The organism is Flavobacterium sp. 38-13, from assembly GCF_001899155.1.
Lineage (GTDB): Bacteria > Bacteroidota > Bacteroidia > Flavobacteriales > Flavobacteriaceae > Flavobacterium > Flavobacterium lindanitolerans.
Genome location: NZ_MKVG01000016.1, coordinates 398,433 through 422,107, shown reverse-complemented (window position 1 = coordinate 422,107; position 23,675 = coordinate 398,433). Strand labels below are relative to the sequence as shown.

The window sequence follows — 23,675 nt, the reverse complement described above, 5'->3', positions numbered from 1 at the left end:
TGGCACCTGGAATTGGCTGGTCGTTTTTAAACCATTGGTAGGTATAGGCAGAATTGGCGACACTTGACGAAAGGGTAACACTGCTTCCCTCACACAGTGCTCCGGAACTGCTGATTGTATTGTTTTCCGGCGATAGTTTTATGTCAACGGCATTGGAAACCACAGGCGCGAAATCAGGTAGGGTTACACTCACGGTATAGCTGCCGTTTTCTGTCGCGCTGTTTATGGTATGGCTTGTGCCAGTGGCTCCTGTAATGGTAGAAGTGTTTTTAAACCATTGGTAGGTATAGGCACTGTTGTTCCTGTTAGTCAGGTCGATTACACCTTGTGATGTGTTGGCAATAAAACGGGTTATGGATAAGGTTACAGGTCCGTTATCACAAGCCGTGTAACTGGTCGTCGGGGTAATGGTTACTTCAAATCCGCTTGGATATTCCAATACAAATACTTTTTCTTTTTGAATAAGGCAGCCCTGATTTTGTGTAACCACAACTTTATAGGTTCCGTTTTGTGTGGCAACATAGCTGCTTTGGTTGGCTCCCGGAATTGGGTCGTTGTTACGGAACCACGCAAATTGAGGAGCAGTGGCATCGGTAGATACGGATAGTGTTTTTTGTTCGCCCGGTATCAGTATGTCAAAAGCAGGTGAAGTTGTAGTGATTGTGAAAGTAGGAATCTGCAATGCAACAGTATTTGACTGTTTCGTGCAGGTGCCACTTGTGGCTATAAGATAGTAATTGCCTTCTTCAGATGCCGTATGCGTGCTGGAAACGGCTCCTGCTATTGCAATATCGTTTTTAAACCATTGATAAGTATAGGCGGTATTGGTGATATTGGATGAAAGCAGAACAGTTCCGTTTTCGCATAGTGGACCATTGTTGGTTATAGTATTGTTTTCAAGGGCAAGATTTACGGCTATGGTATTTGACGTAACAACGCCAAAATCAGGAATGGTAATTTTTAATAGATAGTTTCCGTTTTCAGACGGACTGTTTACCGGAAGCGAAATGTTTGTCGCACCAGGAATTGCAATATCGTTTTTATACCATTGGTAGCTGTAATTGTAAGTGTTGCCAAGAAGGTTTATGTTGTTGTTTTCTGTAATGGCATCAAATCGTGAAATTGACAGTGTTGTAGCTGTGCTTGTGCAGGAAGTATAGCCTGTTCCGGTTTGGACTTGCACATCAAAACCTGATGGATAGACTACGGATACGGTGCTTTCTTTCGTTATGTTGCAAGGTTGTGCTTCAGTAACTGAAACAGTATAATCTCCGGCCTGTGTTATATTCAGTGCAGCTTGTGTTGCTCCGGGTAATGGAGAGGTGTTTTTATGCCACTGGAATTGCGGATTTTGTGCATCGGTTATAGTGTTGACCGTAATAGTTTCGCCTGGAATTAATACTATTTGTGAAGATGTGCTGAGTGACAGGTTAAAGTCAATGACTTCTAGTGCTATAGGGTCGGACTCGAAAGTACAGCCTGAAACGGTAATTTCCAGATGATAAATACCTTCTTCAGAAGCTTGATACGTTGGACCGGTTGCGCCAGGTATGCTGTTGTTATTTTTGTACCAGGCATAGGTATAGCCGGTATTTTGTAATACGCTGGTGAGTGTCCGGGTATCATTAGGGCAAATTGCTGTTGAGTTGTTTTCAGCTTGTATGACGGGGCTGATGGGACTCTGAACCTGAACCTGAACAATATTGGAATAAGAATTCATTACACAGGTTCCATAGTCAACAATGACATAATAGGAGCCGGGTTGTGTCACCGTCAGCGATGCACCACGCTCTCCAGGGATTTCGATAAAATTTTTATACCATTTGTAATTCAATGACGGATAATAGAGTGGCGATGCAGAAGTTCCGTCATTGTCAATCTGCAACAGAAAACTTTCATTTCCGCAGAGTGTTACGGTACTGTTGTTTCCGTTTATTGAAAATGCCTGATTATGTGCAGCATAATAAGCGGCAAAAGCATTGCTGTTTGGGCTTACTTTTACAGGACTGGTACTCCTGACCCTAATTCTGTAGCCTTCCCCGTAAGTGTTTGTTGGCAGATTAAAATTACTGGTAACTGGTGAAGTTGTATTGGTAAGGGTTTTAACGATGACCGGATTTGCAAAACTTCCGTTTCTATCTGATAATTCTACAATAAATTGGTTAGAAGCACCAAGATTTTGTACCGGGAAAAATGAAAATGAAAAGTTGTAAGTATTGAAGTTTGCCGATGCGCAAGCCTGCGTAAATGCTATAGAAGGAGTTGAAATAGTAATCTGCGCATACCCGAAGCCCGCAAAACACAACCCGAACAGGAAGCAGTAAAGCAAACACAGTTTTTTTCGCTGATTATATATTTTCATGGCAAACCTTAAAGTTATCAATACTTTGGCAATGCTATTGAGTTATACAGTTCCCCCAAATTGTATATCAATAACTATTATATGTTTCCCTTTTGTCTTATAATCACTTCCTTATTAAAATTTAATACTGCTTAAATTTTACCAAAATTTGATTCCCACAATTCTTCCTTAACCTAAGGATTGGTTTCAAAAATAGTAAAAAAATTGCATTTGAACGATAAAAAAATACACTTTATCGACTAAATTTTTTTAATTGGAATTTTAATAGTATTGAATGGCATTGATTTATTGATAATTCGATATTTTTTTTAGTATATTTTTTAAGCTTTTGGAATTAAGTTTTGAATTCCAATAATGATTTCTGTTAAAGAAGAAAGCGCACCTATAACTTATCTTTCATATTAATTACTATTACCAATCAAAATAACCAATGAATTATGATAGGGTGCGCTTTCTTAATTGTTTTTTCAGAACTATATTTTTATAAAATAAAAGTGTCTCTCATTTTTTACATCCTATTAATACTAATCCCTAATCACGTGAAGAATGATGCGAGAGACACTTTTTTTGAATGTTGTCATTCAGATGCTGTCAGTGATAATTCTTTAGACAGCCATACATTTTTATAAAAGCAAAGATGAGTATTTACTAAGGTGTTGGCAATCATAAAGTAATAACTGGTAGGATATCGGGAATAAGTGGTAATATAGAAGTATAACTGGTATTTGTGATAGAAAAACTTAGGGGATTTAATATGCCGAAAAATAGATTATGGTGTTTGGAAATTGCGAAGTTCTTAGTAAACAAAGGTCTGATACCCACAAAATATAGTAGTTTGCAATATAAAAGAAATACCTTTTCTTCTTAACTGAAATAACAAATGCTATACACGAGAAGTAATTCCTGTTTGCGCTTTTTTTAAAAACAAAACCCTAATCTGTTGTCAGAACAAATCAGGGTTATTCAGTAGCCTCGGCGGGGATCGAACCTGCATCAAAAGTTTAGGAAACTCCCATTCTATCCATTGAACTACGAGGCCGTCAATGCAAAAATAAAAAACAAATCATGATTATTGAAACTTCGGGTGTTTTTATGGCATTTTGTTTCTGTAATTCAATAAAACTGTGAACCATTACTAATTGATTGCTAAAATTCTGTTCAATGGATTAATTATTTGCTATATTTATAATAAAGATAACTGCTTTTAATTATGAAAAAGACTTACATCAGATATGATATCAATAGAGCCTGCCAGACGATACTGCAAGAACAGTTGGAAGAATTGGGTATTGGGTATGAGGTGGAGGATCTGGGTGAGATAATAATTCAGAAAAATGTGCCTGCCCCTCTTTTTCTTACGCTGAGAAATAATCTGCAACGTTATGGTATTGATTTATTGAATGATCAAAAAGGACAGCTTATCCAAAGGATTAAAAATACAATTATTGAAATGGTGGGACGGGACAAACTTCCAATGTCTAAAATTTCCTGTTATCTGGCAGAACGTCTGCAGATGAATTACAATTATATTTCTGCGGTGTTTTCTGAATATACGCACACCTCAATTGAAAACTATATCATACTGCAAAAAATAGAGCGTGCCAAAAAGCTTTTATTGCAGGAATTATCACTAACAGAAATTTCTTATTTGTTAAGCTATAGTAGTGTTGCCCATCTTTCGGGACAATTTAAAAAAGTGACAGGCCTGTCGCCTTCGGCTTTCAAAAAGATTATCAGTGAACGTAAAAAGATTGCCTATACCAATTAGAAATACATTTTTTTATGGAAAAAGAAGAGAAAATGCATATCGCACTAGCGGATGACGACCTGGAAGACCGTGAATTATTTCGTGATGCAATTGAAGAACTTGGATTGGATGTTGAACTGACCCTTTTTAGTAAAGGAGATGAGTTGTTGGATTACCTTCACGATTCGCACGAGAGAAAATTGCCACATATCTTGTTTTTAGATTTGAATATGTTGTGTACCAAATACGACGATTGTCTTTCGGAAATACGCCGGCATTCTAAATTTAAGGACTTATCCATTGCTATTTACTCTACTTCCGGGGCAGAAAAGGACATCCACAAAACTTTTGTAGGAGGAGCCAATATCTATATCAAAAAACCTAATGATTTTGAAGTGCTGAAACAGTCTTTGCATGAGGTCTTAAAAATCAACTGGCAGTTTCATACTTCGGGATTGGATAAGGGAACCTTTCTTTTTCGTATTTAAATACTATTATCATTCTCCTGTTTCCTGATTTGGAGCATCAACCGGTTTGGATTGTGACGAGCCTTTTTGTCGTAAAAAAATAGAAAGTACTATAATTGCCATAACCGACAAAAATTCACTTTGCCAGTTTTGAAAAGATTCGAACCAGAACCGGGTATCGCTGAGGTATTCTACTGGCTTTTCCAATGGCAGACCTTTCAACAAAAGCTGTTCGTTCTCGTCTTTAAGACTTCCGTAAAAATGCAATGCAAATGACGCGAGAAAAAGCAGAAATAGGACAATAGTCAATGAATGTTTGTAGAGTTCCAGAATCCATCCCCCCATTTTGACCGGCCAGGGAGCATCCTTTCTGTTTTTAGAAGGTTCGCGGTCTACTGCTTCAACCTTGTCAAAATCTTTTGACTCTGAAGAGCCTTTCTGTTGCAAAAAGATGGTCAATACTACAAATAAAGCCATTTGTAGAAATTCGCTTTCCCAGTTTTCAAATGTGGATTGGATGAAATGCCCTGAATATAAATAATTCCAAAGTATTATGGGAGTTGCTCCGTCTTGTAGCAATTCTTTATTATGTTCCTGGTACCCGCAAAAGACTTGCCCAACCAACGAACCCATAAAAAGTAAAAGGAAAACCAAAGTAAGACTGTTATTGCGTAGAAACTTTTTCATAAGTATTTAGTATACCTATAAATTTCTGCTATTTTTTTTAAAAGTATTTTATACTTTTTTGGATAAATCTTATAATAACAAACTAAACAAACCGGATATGCTGCCTTAAAAATATTCTTATTAATTGGTTACATTTGGAATTCAATTAATGACTAATCTATTCCAGCCCTATGTATAGAATTACAAAATCAGCTTTATTCCTACTGCTTTTATTTACTTTTTCTGTCTCCTATTCACAAGACAGGGTCATCGATTCGATAAAAACCCTGATAAGCAATCCGAAGCTTCATGATACGACAAAATTGAGAGCTATTAGCAAGGCTATGGATTATCATTATATGGAACAGGACAAAAATTATTATGTCCTGAATAATATGTTGGGAAAAATTGCTTTGGAGAATTATAAAAAAAGCAATACTCCAGAATTGAAAAAGAAGTACACGCTCTGGCTGGCCAGCTATTATTCTACTGTAGGAACGGAATATTCTTTTACAAAAGAACGCGAAAAAGGATTGGTGTATCACGATAAAAGTATAGCCCTGTTTAAGTCGGTAAAAGCATATGATGAGATGTACGCCAATATGCTGACGAAAGCAGCACTATATGTCCGAATGAATCAGGACGACAAGGCCATTCCGCTAATATTTGACGCCATCAAATATTTTGAAAAAGACAAAGAATATTATGTAGATGATCTGGCTTATGCCTATTCCGGACTGGGACAGATTTATATCGGTCAGAAGCAACATCAAAAAGCGATAAGTTACAATCAAAAGGCAATTCGTTTTTATGATGATTCCTATGCGCAGGAGCCCAATGACCATACCAGCTATCTTAAATCTTTGGCCTATGCCAATATAGCCTATTCTTATGCATCTCTTAAAAAGTATGAAGAATCGGTAGCATATTGCAATAAGGCCTTGCAGATATCCAGAAAAATAAAAAACTATACCATCACAGGTCTTGTTTTGTCCCGATTAGGAAATGCAAAAGTGCAGCTCGGTAAGTTGGACGAAGCAGAAAAAATATTTAATGAAATCTTCTCTATAAAAGAACTGGCAGCCGCCACAAACGATGCGGCCTTGACCGCCGCTTATCATGGACTGGCTAATTTGTATATTAAAAAAGGTGATCTGAACAAAGCAGCGTTGTATGCAGAGAAAGGCTTTACGTTAAGCAAAAAAACAGGAAGCATTGATCTTCAGGATCAAGGTGCAAAGCTTATTTATGATATAAGCAAAGCGACCAAAAATTTTGAAAGAGCCCTTGAAATGTATCAGTTTCATGAAAAGATAGTAGATTCCAGCCAAATCCAGGCGTCAAAGAATGCGCTGGAGCAACAGCTGCTCAAATACGATTTCGAGAAAAAAGAATTAAATTACAAATTGGCAGCGCAAAAGAAAGCGGAGGTCAAAAACAATTGGCTTATAGGGCTTTCCGGAGCGCTTCTCGTATTGCTGATTGGCGGTTATTTTTATTACAGAAATACAAAGCAGAAACAAGAAATTGCAAAACTTGAGAAAAACCAAATAAAGCAAAAACTGCTCATTACCCAAATGAACCCGCATTTTATTTTTAATTCAATTAGTAATATCCAGGGACTGATTCGCGAAAAGAAAGAGGAAGAATCCATAAGGTACCTCAGTAAGTTTTCGATACTGACCCGACAGATTCTGGAGAATTCAAACGAAAATTATATTTCGTTAGAAGAAGAAGTAGGCATGATGGAAAACTATCTGTCCATCCAACAGCTTTTATACAACAACAAATTCAGCTTTACGCTTGTTGTCGATGAAGCCATTGATAAAGAATCCTTGTTTTTGCCGCCCATGCTCACACAGCCTTTTATTGAGAATGCCATAAAACACGGTCTGGCAGATAAAGACCAAAACGGTAAAATTGATATCCGCTTTTACCTGAAAGAAAATAAGCTGTTTTTTGAGATTTTTGATAATGGAAAAGGATTTGATGCCCAGAAAACCATAAGCAACCACAAGTCGTTGGCAATGACAATCACCAAAGAACGGTTGATTAGCTACACCAAAAATCAGGACTTTGTCGTACAGACCGATACGATAAAAGATAAAGATGAGAAGGTTTTGGGTGCTAAGGTCGTTTTTGAAATACCTTATATTTATGAGAGTTAGGGTTTTTGGTTTGGTTTGAAAACTGTTAGATTGAGAATATTGTATAAAAAAATCCTGATAGAATATCAGGATTTTTTTGATTTAAGGTATTTCTAAAGCAGTTCTTGTATAAGAAGCTTATTTTTTAATGATCACCTCAGATTGGTTGCTTACAGTTATGATTTTTACAATATAACTTCCATGAGGAAGAGAGGATATATCAACAGCATTATTGTTTATTTTCTTGGTTAAATCGTCTATGAATTTACCTGTCTCATCATATATCTCAACATTTGTCAAAGAATCGGTTTTTTTAATTTCGAAATTAAGAATGTCTTTAACCGGATTTGGATAGACTTTTATCTCGCTATCAATATTGATTTTGTACAGTTCTTCAGTTTTGGTTATGTCTTTTACGGTATTGTTTTCTGCACTTTTAGGAGCGAAGTCATTATTTAGTATTGTTCCAATTGCAGTATCGCTAATGTCTCCTGTAAAATTTGTCGCAGAGGCAATGCTCAATTTAAAAGTTTCGTCTGATTCAACAGCTGTATCATTAGTAGTTTGTATTTTAATAACTTCTGATGTTGTTCCGGCAGTTATTGTTTTGCTGGCCACAACGGTATAATCGTTTGCAGCAGCAGAAATGTTAGTATAAGCAAATGTAAGTGTCACATCATTTGGTAACGGATTGCTAAGTGTGATAGGAAAAGCCAATAATCCACCCTCAGCAACTGAAGCATCTTGGATTTGAATTACATCTACTAGAGGTTCAATAATAATTGATTTTACTTCAGAATCATATTTGGCATCTATTGACATAAAATAATCTGAATTCGAATCGAATGAAATAGTAGGGGTTATTTCATAAATATTGAAATTATTATAATTAGTGTCTGATGTATTGGAGCTCAAATACCGGCCTCTTCCTTCCCATTCAGTTGAGGTTGGGCGTAAAGCTTTGGAAATTGTAAAATAAAAGTCTTCAACATCGGAGGCACGTCCATTGCGTACAACTATTTTGATTTTTAATTTTTTTGGCAATACATTGGTGTCATTGGATTCCTCAGTTATTTTTTGACTTATCTGTATTCTGCTAAAATTAGCTGTATCTCCTTTTAATTTGATGACTTTCGGATTAAATCGAGTTGTTTGACTAAAGGTCATCCCTAGATCAGAAATATTCGAGGGATTTATAATCATAGAACCATCAAATGAATTTTCAATTATATTGGAAGTTTTGAACGATTGCCATTCCCTAAAAGAAGTTGCATTACTAAAATTGATGATTTTTGGTAATTCACCAAATGTTATAGGGATGTTGCGGGTTGGAGTAAATATATTGGAATTGACCGCAAAACTCGATTTTGCAATTCTATTCGATGGTAAAGAAAGCGGTGCTTCAATTAAGTTTAAACTTTTAAAATCTTCATTTATTAGATACGAATATTGTGCTCCTTCACTTATACGATTGCCCGTAATATCTACTATAAGTGGTACATTCAGATTGGTCAAATCTGCATTTGTACAGTCAATAAATGCTCTTACGAGGTCAGGACCGTAAAAAGGATTGTTTTCAAGAAAATTATCCCTGATAATAATGTGATGTGAATTACTTTTTATAAAGGCACCTTTTTCTGCGGGTCCTCTGTAGTCTAAAATGTCGTTATGGAAAATTAAATTTTGAGAACCAATCTGAAAGTTCAAGCCTTGTGGATCGTGTATTCTACTTAAATCCAGGATTGCATATTTCCAAAAACCTATAAATCGGTTATTGCTAATAGTGTTTAGGTCTGACCCCTCTAATTTGATTCCAATATTAAAATTTTCTATCTTATTATTTGCAATTTCACAATCATAAGCTTTCTTAAACGAGAGTGCAATTCCGGTATCATTATCGCCAGCGGCTGTTGTCTTACCGATAAAGTTGCAGTTTATTATCTTGACTTTTGTTATTGCATAATATTCGTCTCCAAAGTTGTCAACAGCATTATAGGGCGGGGTGTTATTAATTGAACCTCCAACGAATTCAAGACCATTTGTGCAGTAGAAAATAAGATTTTCAAATATTATTGCTTTATCGAATCCGTATTGGGGAATATTAATGCATTTGAATACAAAGCCTGTAAATTCCGGGCTGCTACCTGCAGTTTCAAGATGAATACCACCTGAGCTGTAAAGATGGTAACTGGTTCTGTCGTGATTTAAATTCCTTTTATTTAAATCAAGATAAACGGTTTTGAAAACAGGATATCCAACGCTATAAATAGTGCTGTTTTGAACTCTTGGAGGAAAATAAACCTTAGGGTAAAAATTTACAGCTCTCTGAATTGAATCAGACCAATCTGCTTGCGGATTTTCATCATAGGTTTGCCACCATTGAGGATAAGTTTGGTCAATTTGTGGGAATCCGTCTGTTTTACCTGTTCCCAAACAATTGAATATTTGATAAATCCCGGCATCAATTGAACTGTTAATAGTGAGGGTTTTTGAATTTGGGACCGTTATTATATTTCCTTTCAGGAATTTAAGCGCTTTCTTTTCGCTGACTGTTTTGTCGCTAACCATGGTTACACTCTTGTCTATAACCAATGTATGGAAGGTAGTAGAGCTGTTTAAAAAATCAATGGCACTTTCCAATGTTGCATAATCACTTAGATAGATTACGGTTAATTCTGTAGAATTAGAAGGAGTAACATAGGTAGCTTCGGATTTTATACTTCCAATTAGGCTGTGTGCTGGTAATGGGCTTCGGGCAAATCCTAAAAATGAAGCTAGAAATACAGTACAAAAGAGAATGTTTTTTTTCATAATGTAGTTTTTGAGGTTAAGTTTGTTATAAAGATAGGGAAAAAGAGAACTAAAAATTATGAAGAAAAAATTGGTTAAAAAATGAAAAGGTTAAATTTGATTACAAAGATGTAAACCTGAATCTATGAGAAGGTTTTTTAGAAGAGATAAATATTTAAGTTGGTAAGGGAAGTTTAAGAAAAGTATAAAAACAAAAAATCCTGATATTTCTATCAGGATTTTTTTTCTGCTCCCCCTCTTGGGCTCGAACCAAGGACCCTCTGATTAACAGTCAGATGCTCTAACCAACTGAGCTAAGGAGGAAGGCGTATTGCCTTTAAAGCGGTGCAAATATAAGGCGAAATTTATTTCTTGCAAATAAAATTGAAGAAATTTTTCAATTTTTTTTCTATTTCACGATGGCTTTATAAATGTCATTGCCGTTCGCAAAGAGTACCAAAACTATAAGTATAAAGAAACCAACAACTTGCGCTCTTTCTAGGAATTTTTCGCTTGGTTTCTTTCTTGTGATGATTTCAAACAATAAAAACATCACATGGCCCCCGTCCAATGCCGGAATCGGTAAAAGGTTCATTACACCCAGCATAATCGATAGGAAAGCTGTAATCGTCCAAAAGTATTCCCAACTCCAAACACTAGGAAAAACATTAAAAATGGCATAGAAGCCTCCTACGCCTTTGTAGGCACCTGTATCAGGGTTAACAATGGCTTTTAGCTGAGTGAAATAACGGCCCAACTCGTCTTTGCTTCTTTGAATACCTGCCGGAAATGATTCTGCAAGAGAGAAAGTTTCACGGCTTATTTTATAGTAACCTAATTTTTCAAGGTTCTCAGGTTTAAGGCCTCCTTGCATTACACCCAATTTTCCATCCTTGTTCACGGTTACTTTTATAGGTTCTTCTTTTTCATCTCTAAAAACGACTGCATCAAACGTCTTGCCGGCATTAGCTTCATTGAAAGCTAATATTTCATCAGCATATTTCATTTTCTTGCCGTCGATGCTTAGGATGATATCTCCTTTTTTAAGCGTATTTATATTTGGCGAATCTTCAGAAATACTACCTACAGTAAATGGGATACGCAGCTTCAGATAACGTCTGTCTTCTTCTACAATTTTAGACAGCAGGTCTACCGGAAGTTTGATTTCCTCTACAGTACCATTTCTTTCGATAGTAGCCGTTTTAGCAAAATTGACATTGTATTGTACGTCGTCGAATTTTTCTACCTTCTTGCCATCAACAGCAATAATCTTGTCACCGGTCTTAAATCCAATTTTCTCTCCTAGAGGACTGGATACCCAAATACCATCTTTTAACTCAGAATTGGAGATATAGGTGTTACCATAAACATAAGCCATCCCTATGTAAATGATGATTGCCAGAATAAAGTTGACCGTAACCCCGCCCAACATAATGATAAGTCGTTGCCAGGCCGGCTTGGAACGGAATTCCCAAGGCTGTGGCGGAAGTGCCATCTGTTCCTTGTCCATGCTCTCGTCAATCATCCCTGCAATCTTCACATAACCGCCAAGTGGCAACCATCCGATTCCGTAAACTGTTTCACCAATTTTTTTCTTGACCAGTGAGAATTTTACATCAAAGAAAAGGTAAAATTTTTCAACCCGGGTCTTAAATAATTTGGCCGGGATAAAGTGTCCCAATTCGTGTAATACAATCAGCAAGGATAAACTCAACAAAAACTGAGAGAGCTTAATAACTATTTCCATTTTTTAATTTTAGATTCAATAATTGCGAACAAAAATAGTGTTTTCTATTTACTTACGGTGGGATTATTCATTTTTCAATATTTTAAATGTTTGTTAATCTTTGAAATCGGAATTTTTAGTTTAGGCGATGTGAAGTAATTTTACTTTTTAAAACGGAATCGGCGTGCATTCCACTCTATTTCTGCCTTATGCCATTGCCGGCATCTTGCTAACTATACTAAACTTATACAATCATGGAAAAAAGACAATTGGGCAATACAGACCTGCATATTTATCCTGTGGCATTTGGAGGAAACGTTTTTGGATGGACTCTTGACGAAAAGAAATCCTTTGAAATTTTAAACGGCTTTACAGAAGCAGGTTTTAATTTTGTTGATACAGCTGATGTTTACTCACGTTGGGCACCAGGAAATACAGGAGGCGAATCAGAACGAATCATTGGCAAATGGCTGAAAGAAAAGAAAAACCGCCACAATATTGTCCTGACCACCAAAGTGGGTTCTGATATGGGCGATGGCAGAAAAGGACTGAAAAAACAATACATACTCAAAGCTGTTGAAGACTCGCTGCAACGACTCGGAACCGATTACCTCGATTTATACCAAACCCATTTTGATGATGTAGAAACTCCGGTAGAAGAAACATTGGAAGCCTATGCCCAATTACAAAAAGACGGTAAAATTCGTTGGATTGGAACATCAAACATGTCGCCCGAAAGAATCCTCGCTTCTTTAGAAGCCAGTGTTGCTAAAGGACTTCCGCGTTATGAAACCCTGCAGCCTCACTATAATTTATATGCCAGAGAAAAATATGAAACCCAATACGAATCGCTGGCGTTAGAAAATGGACTGGGCGTAATTACTTATTTTTCTCTCGAAAGCGGATTCCTGACCGGAAAATACAGAACAAAAGACGATTTGGGTAAAAGTCCGAGAGGCGGAGATATGGACAAATACTTCGATGAAAGAGGTTTGAAAATCCTGGCGGCACTTGATGAAATTTCAAACCAATACAAAGCCACGCCCGCAGCCGTATCGTTGGCATGGCTCATACAAAGACCATCGGTTACGGCTCCAATCGTGAGTGCCACCAGCAAAAGCCAGTTGGAAAGCATTATTCTGGCTCCGCAACTCAATCTTGATGCTGATGCCATCCGCTTGTTAGACAAAGCCAGTACATGGCAACTATAAAAAATATCAGAACAAACAAATTTGTTAATTATTGATGGAATTCAGATTTATCAACGCCTTCAACACCCGTCCCAAACTTAAAGGCTATAAACATGCCAAAGAGTCTTATTTAAAACGGATACGTTGGGCGGTTTCCCTTTTTTATTTTGGAATGGGATTGTGTTTTGCCACCTGGGCAAGCCGTATTCCGGACATTAAGGCTTCACTTCATCTAAGCGAAAGCGATTTGGGTTCCATTCTCTTTGCCCTTCCTTTTGGACAGCTTATGGTTATGCCCTTTTCAGGAAAACTGGTTACAAAATATGGAAGCCATAAAATTTTACTCATCGCATTGGCATTATATGCAATTGCCCTAACCAATCTTGGCCTGGCAGAAAAACCCTGGCAACTTTCTCTGGGTCTGTTTTTGTTTGGAATTTTCGGAAACCTGAGTAATATTGCCGTCAATACGCAGGGAGTTTATACAGAAGGACTTTTTAAAAGAACCATCATGTCGTCGTTTCACGGAGCCTGGAGTACGGCCGGCTTTTCAGGAGCCCTAATCGGTATTGCAATGCTGGCATTAAAACTGTCGCCTTTTCAGCATTTTGTAATAGCCGCCCTTATTGTTTTTGTGCTGATGGCAGCCAATTACAAATACCTAATCAGGGCAAAAGAGAAAAAATCTTCTGAGAAGAAGAAATTTTTTGCCAAACCGGATGGTGTCTTGCTCTGGTTGGGCATTATCGGTTTTTGCTGTATGGCGAGTGAAGGAGTCATGTTTGACTGGAGCGGGGTTTATTTTAAGGAAATTGTCAAGGCGCCCGGCCCGTTAGTGATTTTAGGATATACCTCATTTATGATTATGATGGCGAGCGGACGATTTTTAGGTGACCGTCTAATTCATAAATATGGACGGAAAAGAGTGCTGCAAATTAGCGGACTGCTCATTTCAACCGGATTGTTTACCTCGGTCTTTTTGCCTTATCTCATTCCGTCTACTTTGGCCTTTATGCTGGTAGGTCTTGGTGTTTCGACGATCGTGCCAACAGTATACAGTATTGCCGGAAAGAATGCAACAGTTGCTCCGGGCGAAGCATTAACCATTGTTTCCAGTGTGAGTTTCCTGGGCTTCCTGATGGGGCCTCCGGTTATCGGTTTTATTGCCGAAGCAGCCGGATTGCAATTTTCTTTTGCCTTTATCGGAATCTTTGGAGTGCTGATTGCTTTTATGGCAAGCCGAATCAAGGCAATACAATAAAATGTTTTTAATGAAAAAGGGCTTCCATTCGGAAGCCCTTTTTTATGGGTTCAATTATGCCTTGATAAACTTCATTTGTTTTGTTCCGGCATCCGTAATTATTTTTACAAAATTGACTCCAACCGGCAAGGCTGAAACATCCCATGAAGTCTGAGAAGCCGTTTCCTTTATGATTTGTCCCAACGCATTGTAGAAAATTGCTTTTTCAAGCACTACATTGTCAGGAAGTTCTAACTGTAAGGAATGAGAGGCAGGATTAGGATAAAGCTTTACGTTTTCATCCAATACGAAAGCCTCGTTTCCTAATGTAGCAGTACTGTTTCTTGCAATAATGTCGCTTTTTGGATTAAAGGTAATGCCTGTAATTGCAAACGGAACATTTTTGTCGATGGTCTGGTTGTTAGTAGTATTGTCCAAAATCAAATCCAAAGACTGGCCTCCTGTGCCAGTTACACGAACCGGAACCGGCATTTCGAAAAAGGAAACCGATGAATGGGATTGTGTCTGGCTTACAGTAAAACGGGCTACACCCGGAGAAAAATTTCTCACCGTTATGGTGTATCTCGGATAGCCCTGGCCATATACCCAATCATTAAAAAATTCATCCAAATCCATTCCCGAAGCAGCCTCCAGATGTGTTTTTAGGTTTTCGGTTATCGCATAGCCATACGCCAGACTCGGGTCGGCCAGATAGTTTTTAATACCCTGAAAAAAGTTAGTATCGCCCAGTTTAAAGCGTAGCATATGCACAACCATAGCACCCTTGTCATAAGACAACCTGCTGCTAAAAATCCTTCCCGCATCTAAAGCTTCGCTGTCTGTCAGATAAACCGCACCGCCAGGCTGTGAAGTGATGTTGTTAATCAAGCCGCTTTTCCAGGAATTAAAATTAGTAGCACCATCCATATCCTCGATAACAAGACCGGCCAGATAGCTGGCAAAACCTTCATTAAGCCAAATATCTTTCCAGCTGCCACAAGTAATTTTATCTCCAAACCATTGGTGGGCTAATTCATGGGCAATCAAATCCCTGCCAAAACTACCCATAAAAGAAACCGTAGTGTGTTCCATCCCGCCGGGCAGAGAACATTGCGCATGGCCATATTTTTCGTTAGCAAAAGGATAGGTCTCAAACAGCTGCTCAAACAAATTCATAATAGGCACAGTAACAGCCAAATCATTTTGGACAACGGCCTGGCTTTCGGGATAGATGTAATTCACAATCGGGAAGGTGTGTGGTGCTGTTCCTGCCTGTTGTGTGAAGATGGTGTAATTGGTCACGGCAATAGCCACAAGATAGGCCGGAATAGGATAACCATGACGGAAATGTGTGGTTTTTGTACCATCTCCATTATTTACAGAACTGATTTGAACTCCGTTGGCAACGCTTACATATTGGGAACCGGTTTTTATAAATACGTCTAGGTTTTCAATTTTGTCGTTCAGGTCCTGTTTGCATGGCCACCAGTCTCTGGCTCCAAAAGGCTCAGAAAGTGTATAAAGACCCGGATTTCCGGCATGCGTATAAGTGTTGAATCCGTCGCTTTGTGCCGGAGGAGCACCTTCATATACAATTGTCAATGAATCCAGTACGTTTGTGTTTTGAACGGCAGGCAGGTTAATAACCAATTCATTGGTGCCGTTTTGCGTAAAACTAAGCGAGGTGTTTCTTTGCTTTACGGAACTGACAGTCAATTCATCTGCAAGGTCAAAAGTAACAGTACTCATATTTGTTTTTGCCCTGTAATAGGTAGTCACATTCCCCTTAACATAGTAATTGCTTGGATTTACCTCAAACCGTAGCCTGTGATAAGTAACATCGTAATTTTCAGTATTGGGGTTATTTCTGAAGTTAATCTTTTTTACTGCTGATTTTCGTTCTGTCTCAGCTATTTGATGGTTTTGCGAAGAGGAACTTTGCGCAAAGCCAATGCCTGACAGAGATAAAGCAAGCAGCAGGTATATTTTTTTCATAATCGGGAAAAATTTCCCAAATGTAATTAATAAATCACACACAAGGTGTTAATTTATCAGGATAGGAACAGCATTTAAAACTTTACACTATGTTGGTCGCTAACTTTGCAACTGTCAACCTTTTTTCCTTAAATTTGCTACCTTTATAAAACCAGAACAATGTTACAGATAGCATTTATTAGAGAAAACCAGGAGAAAGTCCTCAAAGCTTTGGCAAAACGAAACATGGATGCCAAAAGTATTGTTGAACTAGCCGTGCAGCTTGATGAAAAAAGAAGAGCGACACAGGCTGAAATGGACAATATTTTGTCGGAATCGAATAAGCTATCCAAAGACATAGGCGAGTTGATGAAAAGCGGCGAGAAGGCAAAGGCAGAATTGCTGAAAACCAAAACAACTTCGCTAAAAGAAAAAAGCAAGGAATTGGCTGAAAAACTTGACGTATATACAAACGAGTTGACAGAGCAATTGTACCTGCTTCCAAATCTTCCGGCAGATATTGTTCCGGAAGGAAAAACTCCGGAAGACAACGTAACCGTTTTGCAGGAAGGTGACATTCCGGACCTGCATGGCGAAGCTTTGCCACACTGGGAACTGGTAAAAAAATACGACATTATTGATTTTGAATTAGGAAATAAAATCACGGGTGCGGGATTTCCTGTCTATAAAGGAAAAGGAGCCAAATTGCAACGTGCGCTGATTACCTATTTCTTAGATAAAAATACGGAAGCCGGCTACCAGGAATTTCAGGTACCGCATTTTGTAAATGAAGCATCGGCTTACGGAACAGGACAGCTTCCGGACAAAGAAGGACAAATGTATCATGACGCTACAGACGACCTTTATTTGATTCCAACAGCAGAAGTTCCGGTAACCAATTTATTCCGCGATGTTCTTTTGCAGGAAAACGAACTTCCAATTCTGGCCACGGCCTACACACCATGCTTTAGAAGAGAAGCGGGTTCCTATGGGGCACACGTTCGCGGTTTGAACCGCTTGCACCAATTTGACAAGGTTGAAATTGTAAGGGTGGAACATCCGGAAAAATCATACGAGGCTTTGGAAGGTATGGTAGAGCACGTAAGAACCATCCTGAATGAACTGAAACTTCCTTACAGGATTCTTCGTCTTTGCGGAGGAGATATGGGGTTTGCATCAGCCATGACCTATGATTTTGAAGTGTTTTCAACAGCACAAGACCGTTGGCTGGAAATCAGTTCGGTATCAAACTTCGAAACATTCCAGTCTAACCGATTGAAGTTGCGTTACAAAGATAAAGACGGTAAAAACCATTTGGCACATACCCTGAACGGTAGCTCTTTGGCATTGCCTAGGGTATTGGCAGGTATTCTGGAAAATTATCAGACACCGGAAGGTATCGTGATTCCGGAAGTACTACGTCCCTATACCGGATTTGATATTATAAATTAAGGAACAATTAACCAATAGTTTAATGTAGCAATGTACTAATTCAGCCTTAAAATTGTTATATTAGTACATTGTTATATACCTTTTTGCATTAAACTACAATGAAAAAGATTTTCCTATTCTTAAGTTTGTTTGCGTCACTGTTTGTTTTTGCACAAAACGAACAGTTGGCTATCAATTATTTTGATAAAGGAGAATTTGAAAAAGCCATCATTAGTTTTGACGAACTGCTGAAAAATCAGCAAGGCAACAGTTTTTATTTCCAGAAAATAATAGAATCCTATCAGCAACTGCAACAATATGACCAGGCAGATAAGCGCCTTCAGGAACGTTATGCAAAATACAAGCAGCCGTCACTTCTGGTTGAGATTGGATACAACTATCAATTGCAGAAAGATGCCGGAAAAGCTAAAAAGTTTTATGAACAGGCAATAAGCAAGATTAATGAAAATCCATCCAACGTCTATGCCGTGGCCAACACTTTCGAGAAAAAAGTATTGCTGGAATATGCTCTGGAGTCCTATAATCTGGCAATAAAGCTGGAACCCAAATTCAAATTCAATTACCAAATGGCTGTCATTTACGGACAGTTGGGCAAGATGGACCTCATGATTGACACCTTTCTGGAAGAAGCCTATTCCAACCAGAACAATACTATCATGATCCAAAACCAGCTTTCGCGTTTCATGACAGAAGAAGCTGAAGAAACATTCAATACAGCATTGCGCAAGGCGCTTCTGGTTCGAGCCCAAAAAAATCAGGACATATTCTGGAATCAGTTCCTAAGCTGGTTTTTTGTACAGCAAAAAGATTATGCCAAAGCATTTATCCAGGAAAAGGCCATCTACAGACGTGACCCGGAATCTTTTTCGAATATCGTGAACCTGGCCGAACTGGCAATGGAAGAGAATGAAGAAGAAACAGCAAAGGAAATTTTTGCCTTTGTGTTGGAAAACACGCAGGATTTGGATTTGCAAATCAGGGCGCATTATTTTTTAATGGAATCGAAAATTCAAAAAGCACCCGAAAAAGAATATCCTGCCATAAAAAGCGAACTGGATTTATTGGTTAAAAAATACGGAATAAGTCCTTATACCTTATCATTACAGATATTACAGGCTCATTTTGCAACTTTTAATCTTAAAAATCCGGAAGAAGGAAAAACCATTTTAAAACGCGCATTGGAATTGCCTCTGAATAAATACCAGACCGCAGATGTAAAAATGGAATTGGCCGATATTCTGCTTTATGAAGAAAAATTCAATCAGGCATTGATTTATTATTCCCAGATAGAAGAAGATTTGAAGAACGATGCCGTTGGACATGAAGCAAGCCTGAAAGCGGCTAAAACCAGCTATTTCAAAACCGATTTTGAATGGGCGCTTAAACAATTTAAGGAACTAAAGTCAGCCTCAACACAGCTTATAGCAAATGATGCTTTGGAATTGTTTCTTTTAATTAATGACAATACGGTAGCAGATTCGACACAGGTCGGGTTAAAGAAATTTGCCAGAGGCGATTATTTGCTGTATCAGAATAAAAACAAGGAAGCACTGGAACAATTCCAATCGATATTGAAGGAATACAAAGGCCAGGAAATCGAAGACGAAACACTGTTGCGAATTGGCGAGACTTATGAAAAGCTAGGGGACTACAATGCCGCCTTGGCACAATATCAAGGGATAATCGATAACCACAAAGACGGAATCTATATTGATGAAGCGCTTTATTTTTCGGCAGAGATTTATAATAAAAAACTGAAAGATACTGATAAGGCAAAAGCATTATACGAGCAAATCTTATTCAACCACGAAGACAGTATCTATTTTGTAGAGGCAAGAAAAAAATTCAGGCAGTTGCGGGGCGATACGAATTTATAATTATAGAATTACGAATTACGAATTACGAATTACGAATTACGAATTTTCAAAATAAACCGCTTCATTAGCGGAATCTAAAAATCTAATATTCTAAGAAATGATAATATACAACGTAACCATAAATATTCACGAATCGGTACATGACGAATGGCTTCATTGGATGCAGCACAAGCACATTCCGGAAATTCTCGGAACTGGAAAGTTCTCTTCGGCACGTCTTGTAAAAGTTCTGGTAGAAGAAGAAATGGGTGGAGTAACCTATTCAGTGCAATATTGGGCAGATTCCAGAGAAAATCTGGACAGCTACTATAAGGAACACGCACCCGGATTCAGAGAAGAAGGACAAAGACTGTTTGGCGACAAAATGCTTGCCTTCCGGACAGAACTGGAATTCATTAGTGACCATAAATCGGTTTAGATGAAATTAGAAATCAGATAATAGATGGCAGATGAAAGATAATAGATGTTAGGTAATCTAAAATCATAAATCTAAAATCATAATAAGACAGCAGATAATAGATGATAGATGACAGACAGTTAGGTAATCCGAAATCATAAATCTAAAATCATAAATCTAAAATCGCAAATCATAAATAAGACAGCAGATAATAGATGATAGATAACAGACAGTTAGGTAATCCGAAATCATAAATCTAAAATCACAAATCAAAAATCCCACATCAAAATGGATAAAGTAAAAGCCAAGAAACATCTTGGACAGCATTTCCTTACGGACGAAAACATAGCAAAGAAAATCGCAGATACGCTCCATTTTGAAGGCTATGATAATGTTTTGGAAATAGGCCCGGGAATGGGAGTATTGACAAAATACCTGCTTGAAAAACCGGTAAACACTTATGTGATTGAAATCGATACAGAATCGGTGGATTATCTGAATGCGAATTATCCGAAATTGCAGGGTCATATCCTATCACAGGATTTCCTGAAATACGACATTAATAAAACCTTTGAAGGGAAACAGTTCGCCATCATTGGCAACTTTCCCTATAACATATCTTCACAGATTGTTTTCCGGGCTTTGGAATTGCGAAATCAGGTGGCAGAATTTTCAGGAATGTTCCAGAAAGAAGTAGCCGAAAGAATCTGTGAGAAAAAAGGAACTAAAACCTACGGCATATTATCGGTACTGGCACAGGCGTTTTACGACGCGGAATACCTTTTTACTGTACATGAAAATGTATTCAATCCGCCGCCTAAAGTAAAATCAGGTGTGTTGAGACTTAAAAGAAAAGAAAACTTTACGCTGCCCTGCAATGAAAAGCTCTTTTTTACAGTGGTAAAAACCGCTTTCCAACAACGAAGAAAAACATTGCGAAACAGCTTAAAATCCCTAAATCTTTCGGAAAATTTAAGAGAAGATACTATCTTTGACCTCCGTCCGGAACAGCTGGATGTACAGCAATTCATAGCAATAACCCAAAAAATAGAAGCCGATGCAATTTAAAATCAGTAAGGAGCTTATTCTTCAGATTGAAGAATTAATCTTAAGCAAAAAAGACCAGCAGCTGGAAGCCTTGCTTAACGATATGCACCACGCTGATATTGCCGAAATCCTTGACGAACTGGATTTTGATGAGGCCACCTATATTTTCAAAATCCTTGATAGCGAAAAAACAGCCGAAATTCTTCTTGAATTAGAAGACGACCTTCGTGAAAACATCCTAAGCAGGCTTTCTCCAAAAGAAATTGCAGAAGAGCTTGACGAGTTGGATACGGATGACGCGGCCGACATTATCGCTGAACTTTCTACCGACATTAAAAATGAGGTAATCTCTGAACTTATTGACGTTGAACACGCGAAAGACATTGTTGACCTTTTGCGCTATGACGAAGATACTGCCGGGGGTCTTATGGGAAAAGAGCTCGTGAAGGTAAACGAAAACTGGAACGTATTAACCTGCGTGAAAGAAATGAGAATACAGGCGGAAAATGTTTCCAGAGTACACTCTATTTATGTGGTTGATGATGAAAACAGGCTCAAAGGAAGGCTTTCGCTTAAAGACCTTTTGACGACTTCTACCAAAACACCAATCAGTGAAGTATATATCCCGAAAGTTGATTACGTGCGTGTCGATACGGAAGATGTTGAAGTAGCGCGTATCATGCAGAAATATGACCTGGAAGCTATTCCTGTCGTAGATGAATTGGGACGGCTTGTGGGAAGAATTACGATTGACGATATCGTTGACGTTATCAAGGACGAAGCCGACAAAGATTACCAGTTAGCAGCGGGTATCTCACAGGACGTTGAGGCAGATGACAGTATTCTGGAGCTTACAAAAGCACGCTTGCCATGGCTTGTTCTGGCGCTTTTGGGAGGCTTTATATCTGTTCGTGTACTTGGACTTTTTGAAGGAGCAATGACAGAGCATGGAAACCTGTTTTTCTTTACGCCACTAATTGCGGCGATGGCAGGAAATGTTGGAGTGCAATCTTCTGCGATTATTGTACAGGGTCTTGCCAACAATACGTTGAGTGGCTCGCTTTTTAGCCGATTGATAAAAGAGATTTCCCTGAGCCTTTTAAACGGGGTTATTCTCGCTTCCATATTGTTTATTGGTAGCCATTTCCTTCTGAATGTAGAATTCATAATCGGGGTTATTGTGACCAGTGCCTTGATTTCCGTTATCATTATAGCATCGCTTATCGGAACGTTTGTTCCTCTTTTATTGAATAAGTTTGGAATAGACCCGGCCCTGGCAACAGGTCCGTTTATTACGACCAGTAACGACATTTGCGGAATATTAATCTATTTTTCTATCGCAAAACTTATCCTCGGTTTTTAAAAGCAAATCGCTTCGGTATAGGATTGCATAGTATGTAACCATAAAAATTCTATCGAAGAATGGTGCCTGAAGAAATAAAAATACTACACATTGACAGCAATCATCCTCTGTTGCTAAGTCAGTTGCAAGAAGCCGGTTTCACAAACCACGAAGATTTTAAATCTTCAAAAGAAGAAATAGAAGCCAAAATCCACGACTATAACGGAATTGTAATTCGCAGCCGTTTTAAAATTGACAAAACCTTTTTGGATAAGGCAACCAAACTGCAATTTATTGCCAGAGTAGGAGCAGGTCTTGAAAGTATTGATTGCGATTATGCGCTTTCGAAAAAAATAAGCCTGATTGCGGCTCCGGAAGGAAACCGAAATGCGGTTGGAGAACACGCCTTGGGAATGCTGCTGTCACTTTTCAACAAACTAAACCAGGCCGACAGAGAAATCCGTTCCGGACATTGGAACCGTGAGAAAAACCGCGGACACGAACTGGACGGTAAAACGGTAGGTATCATCGGATATGGCAATATGGGAAAATCCTTTGCCAAAAAACTACGCGGATTTGATGTTGAGGTGCTTTGCTATGATATTCTGGAAAATGTTGGCGATGCCAATGCAAAACAGGTGTCGTTAGAGGAACTTCAGCAAAAATCAGATGTGTTGAGCCTGCACATTCCGTGGACTCCGGAAACGGACAAACTGGTCAATGCAGACTATTTCAATGCTTTTGCTAAACCATTCTGGCTCATCAATACATCAAGAGGCAAAAATGTAGTAACCGCCGATTTGGTACAGGCTTTAGAAACAGGCAAGATTTTAGGAGCCGGATTGGATGTGTTGGAATATGAAAAACTGTCTTTTGAAACGCTGTTTGAAGAAGATAAAATTCCGGAAGCTTTCCAATATCTTCTGGAATCAGACAAAGTCCTGATGTCGCCGCATATTGCCGGTTGGACTTTTGAAAGCCATGAAAAATTAGCGCAGACCATCGCAGATAAAATCAAGGAATTGTATTTTGGTAAAAAGGCAGAGGTAAAAACACCAAACCGCGTTACGGGAATTGGAGGCTTCTTCTTTAAATCCGAAGATCCGAAAGCATTGAGAGATTGGTATAAAAAACATTTAGGATTGAATACAGACGACTATGGCTGTACATTCTGGTGGAAAGATAAAGAAGGATATGACTGTGCTACACAATGGTCGCCGTTTAAAAGTGACACCAATTATTTCAGTCCGT

Annotated in this window: 15 protein-coding genes, 2 tRNA genes and 1 pseudogene; 11 read left to right on the top strand and 7 right to left on the bottom strand. The window is 38.3% G+C overall.

The features are described from left to right. A partial coding sequence (locus BGO88_RS12375; protein WP_286707069.1) for a hypothetical protein occupies positions 1–2,362 on the bottom strand: 2,362 nt, incomplete at its 3' end. A gap of 967 nt (positions 2,363–3,329) precedes the next feature. Further along, a tRNA-Arg gene (locus tag BGO88_RS12370) sits at positions 3,330–3,401 on the bottom strand. 171 nt (positions 3,402–3,572) lie between these two features. Here BGO88_RS12370 and BGO88_RS12365 point away from each other — a divergent pair. Continuing rightward, positions 3,573–4,130 carry a helix-turn-helix domain-containing protein gene (locus BGO88_RS12365; RefSeq protein WP_056071481.1) on the top strand — a complete coding sequence of 186 codons (558 nt, stop codon included), beginning with the start codon at positions 3,573–3,575 and terminating at the stop codon, positions 4,128–4,130. 14 nt (positions 4,131–4,144) lie between these two features. Further along, positions 4,145–4,597: a response regulator gene (locus tag BGO88_RS12360; RefSeq protein ID WP_056071484.1), complete on the top strand. Its 453-nt coding sequence runs from the start codon at positions 4,145–4,147 to the stop codon at positions 4,595–4,597. A 9-nt stretch (positions 4,598–4,606) separates the two neighbouring features. Here the strand turns inward: BGO88_RS12360 and BGO88_RS12355 are convergent, their stop codons facing one another. After that, positions 4,607–5,263, bottom strand: a complete 657-nt coding sequence (locus tag BGO88_RS12355; protein ID WP_286707068.1) for a DUF6766 family protein — start codon at positions 5,261–5,263, stop codon at positions 4,607–4,609. Positions 5,264–5,433: 170 nt separating this feature from the next. On the opposite strand from BGO88_RS12355, the gene BGO88_RS12350 reads away from it, so the two are divergent. Continuing rightward, entirely contained in the window at positions 5,434–7,410 is a 1,977-nt protein-coding gene (locus BGO88_RS12350) for a tetratricopeptide repeat-containing sensor histidine kinase (RefSeq protein ID WP_286707067.1), read from the top strand. A gap of 117 nt (positions 7,411–7,527) precedes the next feature. Here the strand turns inward: BGO88_RS12350 and BGO88_RS12345 are convergent, their stop codons facing one another. From BGO88_RS12345 to rseP, 3 genes are all read right to left on the bottom strand, one after another. Then, positions 7,528–10,200, bottom strand: a complete 2,673-nt coding sequence (locus tag BGO88_RS12345) for a T9SS type A sorting domain-containing protein (RefSeq protein ID WP_286707066.1) — start codon at positions 10,198–10,200, stop codon at positions 7,528–7,530. A 229-nt stretch (positions 10,201–10,429) separates the two neighbouring features. Further along, positions 10,430–10,503 (bottom strand) — tRNA-Asn (locus BGO88_RS12340). 85 nt (positions 10,504–10,588) lie between these two features. Beyond that, positions 10,589–11,926, bottom strand: coding sequence for an RIP metalloprotease RseP (gene rseP, locus BGO88_RS12335; protein WP_286707065.1), 1,338 nt, complete (start codon positions 11,924–11,926; stop codon positions 10,589–10,591). 233 nt (positions 11,927–12,159) lie between these two features. Between rseP and BGO88_RS12330 the strand changes: the two genes are divergently transcribed. Next, complete coding sequence (locus BGO88_RS12330; RefSeq protein WP_286707064.1) at positions 12,160–13,116, top strand: aldo/keto reductase; 957 nt, start codon at positions 12,160–12,162, stop codon at positions 13,114–13,116. Between the two features lie 34 nt (positions 13,117–13,150). Further along, positions 13,151–14,356: an MFS transporter gene (locus tag BGO88_RS12325; protein ID WP_286707063.1), complete on the top strand. Its 1,206-nt coding sequence runs from the start codon at positions 13,151–13,153 to the stop codon at positions 14,354–14,356. 54 nt (positions 14,357–14,410) lie between these two features. Here BGO88_RS12325 and BGO88_RS12320 read toward each other — a convergent pair whose 3' ends face one another. Then, positions 14,411–16,330, bottom strand: coding sequence for a M1 family metallopeptidase (locus BGO88_RS12320; protein WP_286707062.1), 1,920 nt, complete (start codon positions 16,328–16,330; stop codon positions 14,411–14,413). A 159-nt stretch (positions 16,331–16,489) separates the two neighbouring features. On the opposite strand from BGO88_RS12320, the gene serS reads away from it, so the two are divergent. The 6 genes and pseudogenes from serS to BGO88_RS12290 all read left to right on the top strand — a co-directional run. Continuing rightward, the gene (gene serS / locus BGO88_RS12315) at positions 16,490–17,761 is read left to right on the top strand and encodes a serine--tRNA ligase (RefSeq protein WP_273238164.1); all 1,272 of its coding nucleotides are present in this window, start codon (positions 16,490–16,492) and stop codon (positions 17,759–17,761) included. Positions 17,762–17,859: 98 nt separating this feature from the next. Further along, entirely contained in the window at positions 17,860–19,638 is a 1,779-nt protein-coding gene (locus tag BGO88_RS12310) for a tetratricopeptide repeat protein (protein WP_273238162.1), read from the top strand. 97 nt (positions 19,639–19,735) lie between these two features. After that, positions 19,736–20,056 carry a DUF4286 family protein gene (locus tag BGO88_RS12305; protein ID WP_056071530.1) on the top strand — a complete coding sequence of 107 codons (321 nt, stop codon included), beginning with the start codon at positions 19,736–19,738 and terminating at the stop codon, positions 20,054–20,056. 267 nt (positions 20,057–20,323) lie between these two features. Further along, on the top strand, positions 20,324–21,103 hold the full coding sequence (rsmA, locus tag BGO88_RS12300) for a 16S rRNA (adenine(1518)-N(6)/adenine(1519)-N(6))-dimethyltransferase RsmA (protein ID WP_101470894.1): 780 nt from the start codon (positions 20,324–20,326) through the stop codon (positions 21,101–21,103). Continuing rightward, entirely contained in the window at positions 21,093–22,445 is a 1,353-nt protein-coding gene (gene mgtE, locus BGO88_RS12295) for a magnesium transporter (protein WP_056071536.1), read from the top strand. Before rsmA ends, mgtE begins: the two co-directional genes overlap by 11 nt. Before the next feature lie 59 nt (positions 22,446–22,504). Further along, positions 22,505–23,452 (top strand): annotated as a pseudogene (locus tag BGO88_RS12290) (2-hydroxyacid dehydrogenase); the annotation flags it as partial. Positions 23,453–23,675: the final 223 nt, after the last annotated feature.